Source organism: Pseudomonas fulva (genome assembly GCF_023517795.1).
Classification (GTDB): domain Bacteria; phylum Pseudomonadota; class Gammaproteobacteria; order Pseudomonadales; family Pseudomonadaceae; genus Aquipseudomonas; species Aquipseudomonas fulva_D.
The window spans coordinates 663,111-680,962 of sequence record NZ_CP082928.1; the positions used below are offsets into that span (position 1 = coordinate 663,111).

Here is a 17,852-nt window from a genome sequence, read left to right on the forward strand (position 1 = left end):
GGCAGACCTAAACCGCTTTTAAACGCGCGCGGTAACCGGCACCTTAAAGCCTGTAGGCCCGCGCGCTTTAGCGTGCGACGCAAACCTTCCTGAACTGCGCGACATTTCCCAGGCGTTCCACCCGATGAGTTCTCGCACCGCCCACCTGCAACTCCACACGGCCGCCTTGCTAGTCGGCGTCTCGGCACTGTTCGGCGAGTCGCTGAAGGTCAGCGCCAGCATGATCGTGCTCGGCCGCTCGGCCTTCGCGCTGCTGGCGCTGAGCCTGTTCTGCCTGTGCCTGAACAAACGCCCATGGCGCGCCGTGAATCCGCGCACCGCCGCCACCCTGCTGGCCACGGGGGTGACGCTGGGCGCGCATTGGTTGCTGTTCTTCTTGGCGGTGCAGACCGGCGGCGTGGCCGTGGCAACCCTGGGCTTCGCGTCGTTCCCGGCCTTTACCGCGGTGATCGAACGCGTGGTGTTCGGCCAGCGCCTGGGGCGTGCCGATCGCTGGATTCTGCTGCTGGTGTCGATCGGGCTGATCCTGATCACCCCGTCGTTCGATCTGCGCGATGGCGCCACCATCGGGCTGCTCTACGGCGTGCTGTCCGGCGCGGTGTACGCGGCGATCGCGGTGGCCAACAAGCATGTCTCCGGCAAGGTCGATGGCCTGGCGTCCTGTTGGTGGCAATGCCTGGCCATCAGCCTGGCCTTGCTGCTCTGGTGCCTGCCGGAGATCCCGACGGTCAGTACCGGGGACTGGTGGCAGCTGGCGGCGCTGGGCGTGTTGTGTACCGCCCTGGCCTACAGTCTGTTCATCGCCTCGCTGCGCCATGTGCGTGCTCACACGGCGGCGGTGGTAATCACCATGGAGCCGATCTACGCCATCGCCGGTGCCTGGCTGCTCTTCGGCGCCGTGCCGACCGCCGGCATGCTGCTCGGCGGTGCGCTGATTCTCGGCGCGGTGGCCTGGTCCGGGCTGCACAGCAAGCGCTAGAGACTCATGGATGGCAGCCCTATCAAGGCTGCCAGGTGGTGCGCTCGCCACTGAGCCGGTGATCGAGAAAACTCGCCGCGCTGATCAGCGCCAGGTGGCTCAGCGCCTGGGGCGTATTGCCCAGGTGATGGCCGCGTCGATCCAGCTCTTCGGCGTACAAACCCAGGGGATTGGCATAGCGCAGCAGCTGCTCGAACTCCAGATGGGCCTTCTCGATCCGCCCGGCGCGCGCCAGGCACTCCACGTACCAAAACGAGCAGGCGATAAAGGAGCCCTCCTCGCCCTCCAGCCCGTCGTCGGTGCGGTAGCGATACACCATGCCGTCGCGCACCAGTTGCTGCTCGATGGCCTCCAGAGTGGCCAGCCAGCGCGGATCGGTGGCGGCGACGAAGCGCATCAGCGGCATCAGCAACATCGAACCGTCGACGTCCTGGCAGCCGATGCGCTGCACGAAATGACCGCAATCCTCGTCCCAGAAGTTGTTCCAGATATCGTCGTGAATCGCCTGGCGTTCGTCGTTCCAGCGCGCGAAGGGCGCCGGCAGCGAGCGCTTCTGGGCCAGGCGGATGGCGCGATCCAGGGCCACCCAGCACATCAGCCGCGAATGCAGGAAATGCTGCTCTTCGCCACGGATTTCCCAGATGCCCACGTCCTTCTGCCGCCAGCTGTCACAGACCTGATCGACGATGCCCACCACATGCTTCCAGCCGTCGTGGGAAATCGCCTCGCCATACTTGTTGGCCAGGTACACGGCATCCAGCAGTTCGCCGAAGATATCCAGCTGGGTCTGCTCATGGGCTTCGTTACCGATACGCACCGGCTTCGCGCCGCCATGGCCGGCCAGGTGATCGAGGGAGCTTTCCGGCAGGTGGTGCTGCCCGCGCAGGCTGTAGAGAATGCGCAGGTGCGCGGGGGTTTCCGAGCAATCGTCGACGCGATCGCGCACCCAGCGCATGAAGGCGTTGGCCTCCTCGGAAAAACCCAGGCGCATGAACGCGTAGACGGTAAACGACGCATCGCGGATCCAGGTGTAGCGGTAATCCCAGTTGCGTTCGCCGCCCGGCGCTTCGGGCAGGCCGTAGGTGGCGGCGGCGATGATGCCGCCGTGCTTGCGCGAGGTCAGCAGCTTGAGCGCCAGGGCCGAGCGATGCACCATCTCGCGCCAGCGCCCACGGTAATTGGATTGCTTCATCCAGCGCCGCCAGTACTTCAGGGTTTCCTGCAGGCAATGCGCGCAGGCGCCGGCAGCCACCAGTGGATCATCCGGCGCACCGAGCACGAACTCCGCATGCTCGCCTTCACGCAATTCGAATTCGGCGATGGCGCATTGCTCATCGATACGCAACGGCTGGCTTGCCGATAGCCGCAGGCTGGGCTGGCCTGGCGCGTGGAACAGCACATCGTCGCCATCGCTCTCGGCCACCGTGGCGGCGCGGCTGTAATCGTGGCGCACCCGGCAGCGCAGGCGGATCGTGGCACTGCCGGAGACCACGCGAATGTTGCGGATCAGCCGCGGCGCGGCGTCGACATCGGTGTTGATCGGCATCAGGTCGGTGCACTCCACCACCGCCTGTTCGTCCAGCCAGCGCGTCTGCAGCACGTTGGTATCGGGCAGGTAGAGTTGCTGGCGACGGGCGTCGGGCAGGTCCGGGGCCAGTTGGAACACCCCGGCGTCGGGCGTATCGAGCAGGGCGCTGAAGATCGACGGGCTGTCGAAGTCAGGCCAGCAGAAGAAGTCCACGCAACCACTGTCGGCCACCAGCGCGGCACTGCGCATGTCACCGATGATGCCGTGGGCCTCGATGGGCATCTGACGATCCTGGATATCAGCCATTGTCACGAAACTCCGGGTAAAGGCTCATGCCGCCGTCGATGAACAACGTGGTGCCGTGGACGTAGTCGGCCAGGTCGGATGCCAGCCACACCACCGCATTGGCGATGTCCCGGGCGTCGCCGATGCGGCCATAGGGGATCAGCTCGAGGAGCTTGTCGGCCGCCTCGCCTTCGGTAGCTTCGCGGTTGATCGCCGTGCGGATCGCTCCCGGCGCAATGGCATTGACGCGGATACGCTGCTCGCCGACCTCCTGGGCCACGCTGCGCATCAACAGGTCGAGCCCACCCTTGGAGGCGGCATAGTTGGCGCGCCCGGCCCAGGGAATCAGCTGGTGCACGGAGCTCATCTGGATGATCTTGCCGGCAGCGCGGGAGACCTCCTCACGAATGCCCTGTCTGGCGAACTGCCGCAGCGCCGCACGCACGCAGAGGAACTGGCCGGTGAGGTTGACCTGCAGCACCTGGTTCCACTCGTCCAGGCTCATGTCCACGGTTGGCGCATCGCGCTGCATGCCGGAGTTGGCCAGCAGGATGTCGAGCCGCCCGAAGGTGGACAGGGTGTCGGCGAACAGCGCCTCGACCTCCGCCTCGCTGGACACATCCGCCTTCACGGCGATGGCCCGGCCGCCGCCATCGCGGATTTCGGCGGCAAGCCGCTCGGCGGCCTCGCGCCCGGAACGGTAGTTGAGCACCACCGCGGCGCCCGCCTCGGCCAAGGCCTTGGCCGAGGCCGCGCCGATACCGGAACTGGCGCCGGTGACCAGCGCGACCTGGGATTGCAGAGAGATGAGCATGGCCGTTCCCCTTTCCTCGACTTGCTACACCTGACTGGAAGCCAAGCGGCAGAGTTCAGGGAAAAGCCCGTTGCCGTCGATCAGGACGCCAGCACCTACCCCGCCGGATGCCCATCAAAGAGGAATCGGTCATGCGAGGAGAACCGCCATGCAAGAAATCGAAGCGCTGCTCGACTATCTCAAGCGCCACAAGCTGTACCTGACCACCGCCGAATCCTGCACCGCCGGCCTGGTCGTGGCCTTGCTCGCCAAGCACCCCGGCAGCGGCGAATGCCTGGACAGCGGCCACGTGGTCTATTCGCCAGCGGCCAAGAAACGCCTGCTGGGGGTCAGCCAGGAAATCCTCGACCGCTTCAACCTGACCAGCGAAGAGGTGGCGCGGGCGATGGCCAGCGGCGCCTTGAACGGCAGCCCGGCCAACGTTGCGGTGGCCACCACGGGCGTGGCCGGCCCCGAGCCCCAAGGCGAGATCGCCCCAGGCACGCTGTGTTTCGCCTGGGCCTTTCGCCTGGCCGACGGCAGCACCCGGCTGTTTTCCAGCACCGAACAGTTTGCCGGCGACCGTTCGCGAATTCTCGACGAGGCCGCCCGCTTCGCACTGCTGCGCCTGCCGGAGCGGCATGCGCAGTTCCTTGCCGAAGGCTAACCGCGACGCTTGCCCGGCAGGATCGAACCCAGCACCTGCTTGGTGGCCTGGCGCAGGATGCCGCCCTGGTTCGGATCGCCCTGCCACAAGGTCGACGCGAAGGCCTTGGCCTGGGCCAGGGTGATGTGCGGCGGCAATGGCGGCACGTCCGGGTCGGTCTTGAACTCGATCACCACCGGGCGATCAGCCGCCAGCGCCTGCTCCCAGGCGCCCGCCACATCCTCTTCACGGTCGACGTAGATGCCCTTCAGGCCGATGGACTCGGCGAACTGGTGGTAGGCCACGCTGGGAATATCCTGGGACGCCGAAAACTTCGGGTCGCCCTCCATCACCCGCTGCTCCCAGGTCACCTGGTTGAGGTCTTCGTTGTTGAACACCGCGCAGATCCAGCGCTTGTCCTGCCACTCGTGCCAATACTTGGCCACGGTGATCAGCTCGGCCATGTTGTTCATCTGCATCGCGCCATCACCGACCAGCGCCACCACCGGGCGATCCGGGTGGGCGAACTTGGCGGCAATCGCATAGGGCACCGCAGCGCCCATCGACGCCAAGCCGCCGGACAGCGAGCAGAGCATGTCCTCGCGCATCTTCACGTCACGGGCGAACCAGTTGGCGCAGGAGCCGGAATCGCTGGTCACCACGGCGCGGTCGGGCAGCCGCGGCGACAGCTCGTAGGCGACCCGCTGCGGGTTGATCGGCGAGGCAGAGGCCAGGGCGCGGCGCTTCAGGGTGGTCTGCCACTGCGCCGTCCAGCGCTCGATGCGCTTGCGCCAGGTGCGCAGCGTCTTGCGTTCGAGCAGCGGCAGCAACGCCCGCAAGGTATCGGCGGCATCGCCCTGCAGGTTGACCTCCATGGGGTAGCGCAAGCCGAGCATGTCCGCCTGGATGTCGATCTGCACGGCGCGTGCCTGGCCTTCCTTGGGGAGGAATTCGGCATAAGGAAAGCCCGAGCCGATCATCAGCAGGGTGTCGCACTCGTTCATCATCTGGTAACTGGGCTTGGTGCCCAGCAGGCCGATGGAGCCGGTCACCCAGGGCAGGTCGTCAGGCAGCGCCGCCTTGCCGAGCAGCGCCTTGGCCACGCCTGCACCCAGCACATCGGCCACGTCGGTAACCTCCCTGGCGGCGCCCAATGCGCCTGCGCCGATCAGGATCGCCACCTTCTTGCCGGCATTGAGCACCTCCGCGGCGCGCTGCAAATCGGCGTCATAGGGCACCACGTGCGGCCGGCTGTAACCGACACCGGAATGCAGGGTGCCGTGCTCGCGGGGCGGTTCCTCGTAGGGCAGGGTCTGCAGGTCGTTGGGCAGGATGATCGCCGTCACCCGGCGATCGCCCAGGGCGGTGCGGATACTGCGGTCGACCAGGTGGCGGACCTGGGACGGCGCGCTGGCCTGCTGCACGAAGGCCCCGGCCACGTCCTTGAACATCGACAGCAGGTCCACCTCCTGCTGGTAATGCCCGCCCAGGGCGTTGCGTGCCTGCTGGCCAACGATGGCCAGCACCGGCATATGGTCCATGCGCGCATCGTACAAGCCGGTGAGCAGATGGGCCGCGCCCGGGCCCGAGGTGGCGATGCACACGCCCAGGTCCCCGGAGAACTTGGCATCGGCCGCTGCCATGAAGGCGGCCATTTCCTCATGGCGCGCCTGGATGAAACGGATCTTGCCCTCGGTCTTGGCCAGGGCGCCGAATACGCCGTTGATGCCATCCCCCGGATAGCCATAGATGCGTCGTACGCCCCATTGATGGAGGCGTTCGACGATGAAATCTGCGACGGTCATGCTCATGGATAACTCGCTCGAAGTTCAGGCCCGCGTGGGCCGACATGGATGGAGTTGCCACGCGACGTCTGGGTGCGCGACGGTGCGGCCGGGCAGCCTGGCTACCGGGCACAGGAATCTTGACCGGCATCGATCGGCAGAGGTTTAAGGTTTCGGCTCCAGCCGCTGCGCCTGTGCCAATGCGGGCCGGGCGCCCCAGGACGGGCCGGCAAAAAGATCGAACATGCAGCGCCGGCCACCCTCAAACCACGTAGAGCAGCGCACCGAGGAACGTGGCATGACCCAGCGAATACCCGACCCGACCCAGGCACCCGACTTGCCGGGCGAGCCTCCACCCCTCGGCCAGCCTCAGCAACCCGACAACGATGCGTTACCGGACAAGCCGCAGCCAGACCCCGTTTGAGCACGCGCGCATGACCGGCCGTCATCCATCAGGCAGGAGTGAACATATGGTCGCCTTCGAACCGCAATCGCAACCCGAACGACAGGGCCCGGCACCCCAGAACGTAAGAGGCTGGGAGCGCCTGTTGTCCATCGGTGGCGGGCTGCTGCTGGCCGTGCTGGGCGCCAGCAAGCATGGCCAACAGGGCAAGCGGCAGTTGAGCGTCGGCGGCTTGCTGCTGTTGCGCGGGCTGAGCGGACATTGCAGCGTGAAGAGCGCGGTGGACGACCCGCTGGCCGAGATCCGCTACCTGCGTGCCCGCGTGCAGCGCTTGCAGGAGCTGGTGCTGATGGCCGAGGAAGTGGCCGAGCGCACCCAGGCAGCCCCGGTGGTGCCCGTTGCCGTTGCCCCGGCGCCGGTCCCGCCTGCGCCAATGGATCCGGGCTCGCCGATCGCCGACGAATTCGCCAGCCGCGAACAGAGCCGCTAGCCAGCCTTACGTATCGCCCTTTTCATGCATCACAGGTGTAGTCATATGGACAACGACAGCAAAGACCGCCCGCACAAGCGCCCTGCCAGGATCATTTCCGGGCACTGGCAGCACGATGCCCAGGAGCAGCTGCGCGCCCGCATCCAGGCCGAGCAGTCGCATACCGATGAACTGGAAGCCCTGGCGAACATCGCCCGCTCCACCATCGCCGACCTGGAAAACCCCGATGCCGCGCCATCGCCGGATCGCCTGCGCGAGGCCGCACGCCAGCTCGCCGCCCTGCGCGACACCCTGAACAACTACAGCGGCCATGCGGCGCACAGCGTCGACCGCTTTGCCCGCCAACACCCACTATGGCTGGCAGCCGGCGGCCTGGCGGCAGGCCTCCTGGTCAGCGGCGTGCTGTGCAAACGCCGCAGCCGCAAGGACGGCTACCCACAAGGAGGAGCGCTGCGATGAACGATGATCCCCGGCACCCGCCACTGGAGCCATCCCTGCTCGGCCTGCTGCGCCAGCTGACCCGGGAAGTACAGACGCTGTTCACCAAGGAACTGGCGCTGGCCAAGGTCGAGCTCAACGCCTCGCTGCAAGCCACCAAGACCGGTATCGCGGCGGTCGCCGGTGGCGCCATCGTGCTGCTGTGCGGCGTACTGATGCTGCTGCTCGCCGCCGTCTATGGCCTCAGCGAGGTGATGCCGCCGTGGGCGGCCGCGCTGATCGTCGGCGTGGTGGTCATCATCATCGGCCTGATCATGCTCAAGATCGGCCAGCAGAAATTCGCCCCTTCCCAACTCACCCCCGAGCGCACCCTGGATTCCTTGCAGAAAGACAAGGAAGCGGTGCAGAGGCAGATGTCATGAGTGCCAATAGCAGCATTGCCGCCGAATCGCGCAAGCCACCGGAAGTTCTCGAGCAGGAAATCGATCAGCAACGTGATCGTATCGACGCCCTTATCGATGCCGTGGAAGCACGCCTGAAACCACAACGACTGATCGACCAGGCGCTGGCCTACGGCCGTGAGAGTGGCGGCCTGGAGATGGCCGAGCGCCTGGGGCAGACCCTCAAGGCCAACCCGGTTCCCGTGGCCATGACCGCCATCGGCCTGGCGTGGCTGGCCGTGGAGCAGACCCGCCGGCACGCCCCGAAGGCGCCGGAGCCTGACCTGCCGGACGATCACGAATCCCTGGCCGAGGCCGTGCACAACGCCAGGCAGTCGCTGGAACAAGGTACCCAGGCCGCCCGGCGCAAGCTGCATGACCTGGCCGACGGCGCCAGCGCCGCGACGGCGCAAGTCAAGCAGAGCGCGGATGCCGTAGGCCGGGCCGTGCACCGCCACCCCTGGGCCTTCGCCGCAGCCGGCTTGGCAGTGGGCGCGCTAGCCGGCCTGCTGGGCACCGGCCGCCAGCGTTCGCCTGAGGCGGACATCGCGCGGGAAACCTACGTGGTACCGGATATCGAAGCCGGTTTCGAGGAACTGGCCGAGGAGCTGGATGACGAGCCCCCCTTCCGCCCTGGCGCCATCTGACTTCAGGAAATCCAGAAACGAAAAAAGCGCCCTAGGGCGCTTTTTTACGTTGCTTCCGGGTGTTCAGTGGGCCCTGGAAGCGATATATGGCGCAGCGGACGGGACTCGAACCCGCGACCCCCGGCGTGACAGGCCGGTATTCTAACCGACTGAACTACCGCTGCGCATACCTCGATTGGTGGGTGATGACGGGATCGAACCGCCGACCCTCTGCTTGTAAGGCAGATGCTCTCCCGGCTGAGCTAATCACCCTTCACTCTCGAAGTGGGGCGCATTCTAGAGAGCGACCTGCCCCTTGGCAACCCCCTTCGTGAAAAAAATTTATTGGCGATCCAAAGGCTTAGCAATCACTGCCATTTGGCGGGGCAAATGACACAACGGCTTGATACAGGGTTGGCCTAATCCACCAGCGGAAGGAATAATGCGCCCTCGCGCGGGTCTGATCGTCGCGCGGCGTGCTTCCCCGTCCGCCGCCGGACTGCCCATGCGCTGCCCGAGGCAGCTGCCATGCGCCCGAATTGAAGATTTCCTGCGCGCCGCGGCGCGCACCCGTTAACTGGAGACAACCCGCTCATGTGGTTTCGCAACCTGCTGGTCTACCGCCTTACCCAGGACGTCGACTTCGACACCGAAAAACTGCAGGCCGCACTGGCCGCCAAGCCGGCCCGCCCCTGCGCCAGCCAGGAACTGGCCACCTATGGCTTCGTCGCCCCGTTCGGCAAGGGTGAAGACGCGCCGCTGGTGCACGAGAGCCAGGGCTTCCTGCTGATCTCGGCGCGCAAGGAAGAACGCATCCTGCCCGGCAGCGTGGTCAAGGACGCCGTCAAGGAAAAGGTCGACGAGATCGAAAGCGAGCAGATGCGCAAGGTCTACAAGAAGGAACGCGAGCAGATCAAGGACGAGATCGTCCAGGCCTTCCTGCCCCGCGCCTTTATCCGCAAGTCGGCGACCTTCGCCGCCATCGCGCCGGCCCAGGGCCTGATCATCGTCAACGCCTCCAGCCCCAAGCGTGCCGAAGACCTGCTGTCGACCCTGCGTGAAGCCATCGGCTCGCTGCCGGTACGCCCGCTGACCGTGAAGATCGCCCCGAGCGCGACCATGACCGATTGGGTCAAGGCCCAGCAGGCTGCCGCCGACTTCCACGTGCTGGACGAATGCGAACTGCGCGACACCCACGAGGATGGCGGCATCGTGCGCTGCAAGCGTCAGGACCTGACCGGCGAAGAGGTGCAGCTGCACATGAGCTCGGGCAAGCAGGTCACCCAGCTGTCCCTGGCCTGGCAGGACAAGTTGTCCTTCGTGCTCGACGACAAGCTGGTGGTCAAGCGCCTGAAGTTCGAAGACCTGCTGCAGGAGCAGGCCGAGCAGGATGGCGGCGACGACGACCTGAGCCAGCAGGACGCCAGCTTCACGCTGATGATGCTGACCCTGATCGAGTTCCTGCCGGCACTGTTCGAAGCCCTGGGCGGCGAAGACACCCCACAAGGGCTCTAAAGGCTGCTGCGCGTCGGCCCTGCGGCGTTAAAAATAGGCTCGAAATGCTCATGTACAAAAGTACACTCCGCTTTCTCGCCTATTTTTGCCTTGCAGGGCTCTAGCTCGCGCGCCTTTCAATTGCAGCTGTTCTCTAACAACAGTCCAATACCCCACCCCATCTGACAGCCACCGCTGTCTATCCAACAATAACTGGCCGCACAGCGCTCCGCCTTCGGAGCCTGCTACGGCTTCATAGAGAATTTCTGCCATGTCCGCCCTGATCGCCCTCAGCCGCTTCGTCGGCAACACCTTTGCCATCTGGGTTCTGCTGTTCGCCGTGTTGGCGTTCATGATCCCTGGCGCATTTCTACCGCTTACGGCATTCATCGTGCCACTGCTCGGGTTGATCATGTTCGGCATGGGTCTGACCCTGAAGACCGAGGACTTCCGAGAGGTAGCTCGGCATCCGCTGCGCGTGCTGGTCGGCGTGCTCGCCCAGTTCATCATCATGCCGGGCATGGCCTGGCTGCTCTGCCAGCTGTTCGCTCTGCCGCCGGAAATTGCCGTTGGCGTGATCCTGGTCGGCTGCTGCCCGGGCGGCACCGCCTCCAACGTGATCACCTGGTTCGCCAAGGGCGACGTGGCGCTGTCCGTCGGCATCACCGCGGTGACCACCTTGCTGGCGCCGATCGTCACCCCGGCACTGATCTGGCTGCTGGCCTCGGAGTGGCTGCCGGTGTCGTTCTGGGCGATGTTCAGCTCGATCCTGCAGATGGTGCTGCTGCCGATCGTCCTCGGCCTGGTGGCCCAGCGCCTGCTGGGCGAGCGGGTCAAGCTGGCGGTCGAGGTGCTGCCGCTGGTATCGGTGGTGTCCATCGTCGCCATCGTCGCCGCGGTGGTGGCGGCCAGCCAGGCGAAGATCGCCGAATCGGGCCTGATCATCATGGCCGTGGTGATGCTGCACAATACCCTCGGCCTGGGCCTCGGTTATCTGGCCGGCGTGTTGACCGGCATGCCGCTGGCGCAGCGCAAGACGCTGTCCATCGAGGTCGGCATGCAGAACTCCGGGCTTGGCGCGGCCCTTGCCAGCGCACACTTCTCGCCATTGGCGGCGGTGCCCAGCGCGCTGTTCAGTGTGTGGCACAACCTCTCCGGCGCGCTGCTAGCGACCGTGCTGCGCCGCATCAAGGATGAGCGCGACAAGTAAGCGGACGTTAGCAACAACCGCCATGGGTGGGCTAAAGCCCACCCTACAGCACATACACATCGATCGTAGGGTGGGCTTCAGCCCACCAGCCAGTATGAATTGATGGCAGCGTGCTCTCCCACGCATAGACACGACGATCTGCTTTATCGCAACACCTCGCGTCCAACCGACTTGCCCAAGCATGCTCTTCATGCACAATAGCGGTGCACGCCGGGGACGACCCCGGGTTTGCGTGCCTACTGCCGGGGACGACCCCACCGCTATCCGTGAGGGTCATATGTCCTGGATCATCCTGTTCTTCGCCGGCCTGTTCGAGGTCGGCTGGGCCGTCGGCCTGAAGTACACCGACGGCTTCACCCGCCCGCTTCCCACCGTGCTGACCATCGCCGCCATGCTGGTCAGCCTGGGCCTGCTCGGCCTGGCCATGAAGGAACTGCCCCTGGGCACCGCCTACGCCATCTGGACCGGTGTGGGCGCCGTGGGCACAGTGATCGCCGGGATCATCCTGTTCGGCGAGTCCATGGCGCTGGTCCGCCTGGCCAGCGTGGCGCTGATCATCTGCGGCCTGGTCGGCTTGAAGATGAGCCACGGCTGAAACGAAAAGCCCGCCGATTGGCGGGCTTCTTCATTCAGCGATTATCCCCACGCAGGGCCTGCACCTCGGCCTGCAACACCTGGCGGGTCGCCGCCGTTGCCTCGATGGGCGCGCCCACCACCAGGTCGACCCGCGACCAGAAGCGGCGGAACAGGCCCTTGCGCGGATCACGGCTGAAGAAACTGCCCCACAAGCCGCCCAGCGCCATGGGAATCACCGGCACCGGGTAATCCTGGAGGATGCGCTCGACGCCCGCCTTGAACTCGTCGATCTCGCCGTCGGCGGTCAGCTTGCCCTCGGGGAAGATGCACACCAGCTCGCCGTCGCGCAGGTACTCGCCGATGCGCTTGAACGCCGCATCGAACACCAGCAGGTCCTCGCTACGCCCGGCGATCGGCACCGTACCGGCGGTGCGGAAGATGAAGTTGAGCACCGGCAGGTTGTAGATCCTGTAGTACATGACGAAGCGCACCGGCCGGCGCACCGCACCGCCGATCAGCAGCGCATCGACGAACGACACGTGGTTGCACACCAGCACCGCCGGCCCCTCTTCCGGAATCGAGTCGAGGCCCTTGTGCGACACCCGGTACATGGAGTGGCCGAGCATCCAGATCAGGAAGCGCATGGTGAATTCGGGGACGATCTTGAAGATGTAGCTGTTCACTGCCACGTTCATCAGCGAGATGACCAGGAACAGCTGGGGAATCGACAGCCCGGCGACGCTGAGGAACAGGATCGACACCACTGCCGATACCACCATGAACGCCGCATTGAGGATGTTGTTGGCGGCGATCACCCGCGCCCGCTCGTTCTCGGCGGTGCGCGACTGGATCAGCGCATACAGCGGCACGATGTAGAAACCACCGAACACGCCGATGCCGAGAATCGAGGCCAGCACCCACCAGGCGTGGCCGAAGCCCAGCAGCGCCAGCCAGTCGTAGGGCTGCGCCGCCTCGGGAATGCCCCCCGACGCCCACCACAGCAGAATACCGAACACCGACAGGCCGATGGAGCCGAACGGCACCAGGCCGATCTCCACCTTGCGTCCGCTCATCCGTTCGCAAAGCATCGAGCCCAGGGCGATGCCCACCGAGAATACGGTAAGGATCAGCGTCACCACGCTCTCGTCGCCGTGCAGCCACTCCTTCGAATAGGCCGGGATCTGCGTCAGGTACACCGCGCCGAGAAACCAGAACCACGAGTTGCCGACCAGCGAGCGCGACACCGCCTTGGGTTGCGTCAGGCCCATGCGCAGGGTCAGCCAGGTCTGCCGGAAGATGTTCCAGTCCAGGGTCAGGTCCGGCAGCGCCGCACTGGCCTGTGGAATGCCGCGGGCCGACAGGTAGCCGAGCATCGCCACCAGCACCACCGAGGCGGCGACGATCACCCCGTAATGCGCACTGGTGAGCATGAGACCGGCGCCGATGGTGCCGGCCAGGATCGCCAGGAAGGTGCCCATTTCCACCAGCGCGTTGCCGCCGACCAGCTCTTCGGGCTTGAGCGCCTGGGGCAGGATCGAGTACTTCACCGGGCCGAACAGCGCCGATTGCAGGCCCATGGTGAACAGCACCGCGAGCATCAGCGTCAGGTTGCCGAGCAGCACACCCGCCGCACCGACGGCCATGATGAAAATCTCGAAGAACTTCAGCCGACGGATCAGCAGGTCCTTGGCGAACTTCTCGCCGAACTGGCCGCCAAGGGCGGAAAACAGGAAGAACGGCAGGATGAACAGCATGGCGGCGACGTTGACCAGCAGGTCGCGATCCGTGTCGAGGTTGAGCTTGAAGAGAATCGCCAGGATCAACGACTGCTTGAAGATGTTGTCGTTGAATGCACCGAGCAGCTGGGTGATGAAGAACGGCAGGAAGCGCCGGCTTTTCAGCAGAGCGAATTGCGATTGCTGACTCATCGAGACCTTTCCTTATGCGGATTCGATGAGCATTGGACTGCAACGGCCCGGGCAAAGCCACAGCCGCGGAGATTTTTGTCGACCGCTGCGCCTTTTCAGTTGAACAGCGGGTTGCCGCGCAGCCGCGCCACCGCCAGGTCGACGAAGGCGCGTACCTTGGCCGGCGCCTGGCGGCCTTCGGGATACAGCACGTGGATCGGCAGCGGCGGCTCCTCGAAGCCATCGAGCACGATCTGCAGGGCGCCCTCCTGCAACGCCTGGCCGACCTGATAGTGCAGCACCCGGGTCAGCCCCCAGCCAGCGCGCGCCGTGGCGATGGCCGATTCGTTGGTGTTGCACTGCAGCACCGGATCGACGAGCACCCGTTGGCCCTCGGCAAAGCGCCACTCCGGCGAGGCCCAGGCGCTCTGCGAAACGGCGATACGGTGGTGTTTCAGCTCGGCGGGCGTGGTCGGTACGCCATATTTCGCGAGGTAGGACGGCGCCGCACAGATCACCCGGCGCACCGAGCCGACCTGGATGGCGGTGAAGCCCGAGTCCGCCAGGTGACCGATACGCACTGCCACGTCGATGCCCTCATCGACGATGTTCACCGGGCGGTCGACGAAAAAGGTCCGTGCGTGCATGCCCGGATAGGCATCCAGGTAATCGAGCACCAGGGGCAGCACGTGCAGGTGGCCGAACATCGACGCCGCGGTGACGGCCAGGGTGCCGGACGGCTCGGCGTAATGGCCGGCCGCGGCCAGTTCCGCCTCGGCGATGTCGGCGAGAATGCGCCGGCAGTCCTGCAGGTAGCGACTGCCCGCATCGGTGGTCTTCACCGAGCGCGTGGTGCGCACCAGCAGCCGTGCGCCGATCAGGTCCTCGAGGCCGGCGACGATGCGTGTCACCGCCGGCGCGCTCATGTGCAGCTGCCGCGCGGTACTGGCGAAACTGCCCGTCTCCGCGACCTTTACGAATACCCGCATTGCCTGCCAACGATCCATCTGCCCGCTCCTCTGCTCAAGCGCTGGCTGCGCTGGTGGCGCAGCCCAGCGAGTATGCCGTATCCAAGCGTCTTGAGCGGCGATGCCATTTAAGGCTGCACGGTCAGGCGCCTATGCAGGAGCGCATGCCTGCCATCCGCAATCGCGTAGGAGAGGCTTCAGCCTCGAGCTCTTGTGCGCCCTGCCGGCCGAATTCGAGCCTGAAGGCCCACAAAAGCTGCGCGGACTGCCACAGATTCGGTTGCTGCACCGATCAGAGCGCCAGCTCGAGGCGCCCGTCATCGGCGCCTTGCGGCTGCGCCGGCACTGCACAGCAGATCAGCACTTCATCGTCGCCGTGGGGCGCGCTGGGTTCTTTCAGGTAGCTCACCGCGCCTTTCACCAGCCGTGTCTTGCAGGTACCACAAGAGCCTTCGCGGCAACTGAACTCCGGTTCCAGGCCGCGGGCTTCGGCCAGTTCAAGCAAGGTGCCGGAGCCTGGCGTCCAGCGCCCCTCCTTCAGCGATTCGGTAAACAGCACCGGCACCGCCTCGGTGGCCGGCGGAGCCGTCACGGCGGCCGTCGCCGGCCGATCGGGGCGACGCACCAGGGACGCCGGCCCGAAGCCTTCGGCGTGAATGCGCCCGTCGGCGATGTTGTAGCCGCGCAGGCCGTCGTACAGCCCCTGGGTGAAGGCCGGCGGCCCGCACAGGTAGAAAGCGTAATCGTCGAAGGCCAGATAACGGGTCAGCAGTGCCATATCGATGCGCCCGGCGGTGTCGTAATCGACACCCGGCTCGGCGCCACTGGTGTCGCTCAGCACCCGCACCAGCCTGACCGCGCCCTGGGCCGCGGCCACCAGATCGGCCAGCTCGCGGTCGAAGGCCCGCTCGGCCTTCGAGCGCGCGGCGTAGAACAGCGTGACCGGCTTGATCCGCTGCCGGCGCCAGCCTTCGTAGACCACATGGCGCAGCATCGCCAGCATCGGCGTGATGCCGATACCGCCGGCCAGCAGCACCAGCGGGCGCTGCTCCTGCGCGTCGAGGGTGAATGCCCCGGCCGGCGCGCGGGCGTCGATCAGGTCGCCCTCGCGCAACCCGTCATGGATGAATTGCGACACCCGCCCCTCGCGCTTGACGCTGATCCGGTAGATGCCGTCGGCCGGCGCCACCGACAGGGTGTAGGTGCGAATCAGCGGCTTTTCATCCACGCCAAGCTGCAGCCGGATCGGCAGGTGCTGGCCAGCCAGGTGCGGCAACAGCCCGGCGCCATCGACCGGTTCGAGGTGCAGCGAGCGGATCGAGCGGCTTTCCTGAACGATGCGCGTGATCTTCATCGGCCGCCACTGGGTGGCGTACCGGGCGGCGCGCAGCTGATCGGCGGCCTGCTGCCAGTTGCCGGTGAGCAGCGAACTGTCCGCCCAGCCGTCATCGCGCAGGGCCCAGCGCAGAGCCATGGCGCCCGGGCGGCGAAGGATACGCCGGGCCCGGAACGTCCACAGCCGTTCGGCCCCCTGGAAAGCAGCGATTTCCGGTGAGTCGAAGATGACCTCGGCGTCGCCGCTCAGTTGCAGCACATCACCCGTGGCGAAATCCACGAACAACAGGCCGGCCCTGCCGTTGAGCACGATATTGCCGAGGGTGGAAAAGAACAGGTTGCCGTTGAAATCCGGGATGGTCAGGGTGCCATCCGCCGCGACCCGCACGAAGCCGCTGTTGCCGCCACGGTGCGAAACGTCCACCTGGCGATGCCCCTCGACATCGGCGTAGGTGGCCACGAAAAAGGTGTCGGCGCCTTCGATCACTGCCCGCGCCGCGGCATCCAGCGCCGGCAGCTGCTCGACGGTAGCGGCGAACGGCGCCGCCGGATCACGGGCGAAGGTGAAGTCGCGCTGCTGGATATAGCGCGGGCAATTGCCGAAGCTCTGCTCGACCTCCACCCGCAGGCCCTGCGAACCGGCCGCCACCACACCATTCATGCGGTTACGCCGGCGGGTGTGCAGCTCGATACCCAGCAGCCCCAGCGCGGCGCCCTCGCCCATGCCCTGAGCGATGGGATCACCGGCCTGCGGCCACGCGGCGATATCCAGCACGGTAGGCGCTGGCGAGGTCATGAAACCAGCCTGCCCTTCGAGCATGCCGGCCCAGGGGTCGCCTTGCGCATCCACGCTGCCCAGCACGATAAACGGCAGCTGGGCGTAGAACTCGCGGTGCTGGTCGGGCATGAAGTCGCGCACCACACGCTGGCCGACCGCGTCCATCCGTTCGGCGACGCCGAGCTGGTTCTGGATGAAGGTTTCGCCCTGGTGCCAGGTGGCGGGCGTGCTCGTCAGATCGCTCATGGCTGTTCTCCCGGTGGCGGCAGCGGCGTGGATGCTTAGAACCTGTTCACGAGCTAGCGAGCTAGAGCCATACAAGGCAAAAACAGGCGAGGAAGCGGAGTTTACGTGCTGTAAATGAGCATTCTGACTGGGCTGGCAATCCAGCCTGTTTTTAACGCCGTAGGGCCGACGCGCAGCAGATCGTGAACAGGTTCTTAGGCGTTGGCAGTCAGCCCGGCAGCGGTCTCGGGAATCGCGACGAAGCCCGGCAGCGCTTCGATGCGCGCCAGAAAGGCGCGGACCTGCCCGTAGGCCGACAGGTCGACGTTGCCTTCCGGCGCCCGGGCCAGGTAGCTATACAACGCCACGTCGGCGATGGTCGGATGATCGGCGGCCAGCCACTGGCGATCGCTCAGGTGACGCTCCAGGCGGGCGAGCAGCACATGGGCGCGGGCGATCACTTCCTCGGCGTTGAAATCGGCACCGAACACCGTGATCAGGCGCGCTGCGCACGGCCCGTAAGCCAGTTCGCCGGCAGCCACGGACAGCCAGCGCTGCACCGCGGCGGCACCGGCCGGGTCTTCCGGCAGCCAGTCGGTACGCCCGGTCTTCTTGGCCAGATACACGAGGATGGCGTTGGAATCGGCGACCACCACGCCGTCGTCATCCAGCACCGGCACCTGGCCGAAGGGGTTGAGCGCAAGGAACTCGGGTTGTTTGTTGGCACCGCCGGCCAGGTCGACCTCGACTAGCTCGGGCTTCAGGCCCAGCAGCGAGGCGAACAGAACGGCGCGATGGGCGTGGCCGGACAGCGTGACGTGATGGATTTTCATGGGTCGGCTCCTGGCTGAAGGTGGGCCGGGAGAAGTCCCGATCCGTGCAACCAGCTTGCGACCCAGGGGCGTTTTGAGGAATACCCGTTGTTGGCACTACTTTATTGCGACAAG

Annotated in this window: 16 protein-coding genes and 2 tRNA genes; 9 read left to right on the forward strand and 9 right to left on the reverse strand. The window is 65.9% G+C overall.

Annotated features, from left to right (window positions below; all coding sequences use genetic code 11):
- Nucleotides 1–124 precede the first annotated feature (124 nt).
- Complete coding sequence (locus K8U54_RS02970; RefSeq protein ID WP_249908802.1) at nucleotides 125–979, forward strand: DMT family transporter; 855 nt, start codon at nucleotides 125–127, stop codon at nucleotides 977–979.
- A gap of 22 nt (nucleotides 980–1,001) precedes the next feature.
- Here the strand turns inward: K8U54_RS02970 and K8U54_RS02975 are convergent, their stop codons facing one another.
- On the reverse strand, nucleotides 1,002–2,813 hold the full coding sequence (locus K8U54_RS02975; protein WP_249908803.1) for a glycoside hydrolase family 15 protein: 1,812 nt from the start codon (nucleotides 2,811–2,813) through the stop codon (nucleotides 1,002–1,004).
- Nucleotides 2,806–3,606, reverse strand: coding sequence for a glucose 1-dehydrogenase (locus tag K8U54_RS02980; protein ID WP_249908804.1), 801 nt, complete (start codon nucleotides 3,604–3,606; stop codon nucleotides 2,806–2,808). Before K8U54_RS02980 ends, K8U54_RS02975 begins: the two co-directional genes overlap by 8 nt.
- 148 nt (nucleotides 3,607–3,754) lie before the next feature.
- Here K8U54_RS02980 and K8U54_RS02985 point away from each other — a divergent pair, with 148 nt between their 5' ends.
- Nucleotides 3,755–4,252, forward strand: a complete 498-nt coding sequence (locus K8U54_RS02985) for a CinA family protein (protein WP_249908805.1) — start codon at nucleotides 3,755–3,757, stop codon at nucleotides 4,250–4,252.
- Here the strand turns inward: K8U54_RS02985 and K8U54_RS02990 are convergent.
- Nucleotides 4,249–6,042 (reverse strand): thiamine pyrophosphate-requiring protein, encoded by a 1,794-nt coding sequence (locus K8U54_RS02990; protein WP_249908806.1) that lies wholly within the window; start codon nucleotides 6,040–6,042, stop codon nucleotides 4,249–4,251. The two genes, K8U54_RS02985 and K8U54_RS02990, sit on opposite strands and share 4 nt — an antisense overlap.
- 443 nt (nucleotides 6,043–6,485) lie before the next feature.
- Between K8U54_RS02990 and K8U54_RS02995 the strand changes: the two genes are divergently transcribed.
- Genes K8U54_RS02995 through K8U54_RS03010 form a run of 4 tightly spaced genes read left to right on the forward strand, consistent with a single transcriptional unit; the run spans nucleotide 6,486 to nucleotide 8,433 of the window.
- Nucleotides 6,486–6,908: a YgaP-like transmembrane domain gene (locus K8U54_RS02995; protein ID WP_249908807.1), complete on the forward strand. Its 423-nt coding sequence runs from the start codon at nucleotides 6,486–6,488 to the stop codon at nucleotides 6,906–6,908.
- 45 nt (nucleotides 6,909–6,953) lie between these two features.
- Nucleotides 6,954–7,367 (forward strand): helix-turn-helix domain-containing protein, encoded by a 414-nt coding sequence (locus K8U54_RS03000; RefSeq protein WP_249908808.1) that lies wholly within the window; start codon nucleotides 6,954–6,956, stop codon nucleotides 7,365–7,367.
- A complete protein-coding gene (locus tag K8U54_RS03005) occupies nucleotides 7,364–7,768 on the forward strand; it encodes a phage holin family protein (RefSeq protein WP_249908809.1) in 405 nt (134 codons plus the stop codon). The genes K8U54_RS03000 and K8U54_RS03005 overlap by 4 nt, the downstream gene beginning before the upstream one ends.
- Nucleotides 7,765–8,433 carry a DUF3618 domain-containing protein gene (locus tag K8U54_RS03010; RefSeq protein ID WP_249908810.1) on the forward strand — a complete coding sequence of 223 codons (669 nt, stop codon included), beginning with the start codon at nucleotides 7,765–7,767 and terminating at the stop codon, nucleotides 8,431–8,433. The genes K8U54_RS03005 and K8U54_RS03010 overlap by 4 nt, the downstream gene beginning before the upstream one ends.
- An 87-nt stretch (nucleotides 8,434–8,520) precedes the next feature.
- Here K8U54_RS03010 and K8U54_RS03015 read toward each other — a convergent pair.
- Nucleotides 8,521–8,597: transfer RNA gene (locus K8U54_RS03015), tRNA-Asp, on the reverse strand.
- Between the two features lie 12 nt (nucleotides 8,598–8,609).
- Nucleotides 8,610–8,685 (reverse strand) — tRNA-Val (locus K8U54_RS03020).
- A 321-nt stretch (nucleotides 8,686–9,006) separates the two neighbouring features.
- Between K8U54_RS03020 and rdgC the strand changes: the two genes are divergently transcribed.
- The 3 genes from rdgC to sugE all read left to right on the forward strand — a co-directional run bounded on the left by rdgC (nucleotide 9,007) and on the right by sugE (nucleotide 11,711).
- Entirely contained in the window at nucleotides 9,007–9,927 is a 921-nt protein-coding gene (rdgC, locus tag K8U54_RS03025; RefSeq protein WP_070886671.1) for a recombination-associated protein RdgC, read from the forward strand.
- Nucleotides 9,928–10,177: 250 nt separating this feature from the next.
- Nucleotides 10,178–11,116 (forward strand): bile acid:sodium symporter family protein, encoded by a 939-nt coding sequence (locus tag K8U54_RS03030; RefSeq protein WP_249908811.1) that lies wholly within the window; start codon nucleotides 10,178–10,180, stop codon nucleotides 11,114–11,116.
- 277 nt (nucleotides 11,117–11,393) lie between these two features.
- Nucleotides 11,394–11,711, forward strand: a complete 318-nt coding sequence (sugE, locus tag K8U54_RS03035) for a quaternary ammonium compound efflux SMR transporter SugE (RefSeq protein ID WP_249908812.1) — start codon at nucleotides 11,394–11,396, stop codon at nucleotides 11,709–11,711.
- A 34-nt stretch (nucleotides 11,712–11,745) separates the two neighbouring features.
- On the opposite strand, the gene K8U54_RS03040 is transcribed toward sugE, so the two are convergent.
- The 4 genes from K8U54_RS03040 to K8U54_RS03055 all read right to left on the reverse strand — a co-directional run bounded on the left by K8U54_RS03040 (nucleotide 11,746) and on the right by K8U54_RS03055 (nucleotide 17,738).
- A complete protein-coding gene (locus K8U54_RS03040) occupies nucleotides 11,746–13,620 on the reverse strand; it encodes an MFS transporter (protein ID WP_249908813.1) in 1,875 nt (624 codons plus the stop codon).
- A 95-nt stretch (nucleotides 13,621–13,715) separates the two neighbouring features.
- A complete protein-coding gene (locus K8U54_RS03045) occupies nucleotides 13,716–14,606 on the reverse strand; it encodes a LysR family transcriptional regulator (RefSeq protein ID WP_249908814.1) in 891 nt (296 codons plus the stop codon).
- Nucleotides 14,607–14,859: 253 nt separating this feature from the next.
- The gene (locus K8U54_RS03050) at nucleotides 14,860–16,926 is read right to left on the reverse strand and encodes a pyridoxamine 5'-phosphate oxidase family protein (protein ID WP_249908815.1); all 2,067 of its coding nucleotides are present in this window, start codon (nucleotides 16,924–16,926) and stop codon (nucleotides 14,860–14,862) included.
- 194 nt (nucleotides 16,927–17,120) lie between these two features.
- A complete protein-coding gene (locus tag K8U54_RS03055; protein ID WP_249908816.1) occupies nucleotides 17,121–17,738 on the reverse strand; it encodes a glutathione S-transferase family protein in 618 nt (205 codons plus the stop codon).
- Between the last annotated feature and the right edge of the window lie 114 nt (nucleotides 17,739–17,852).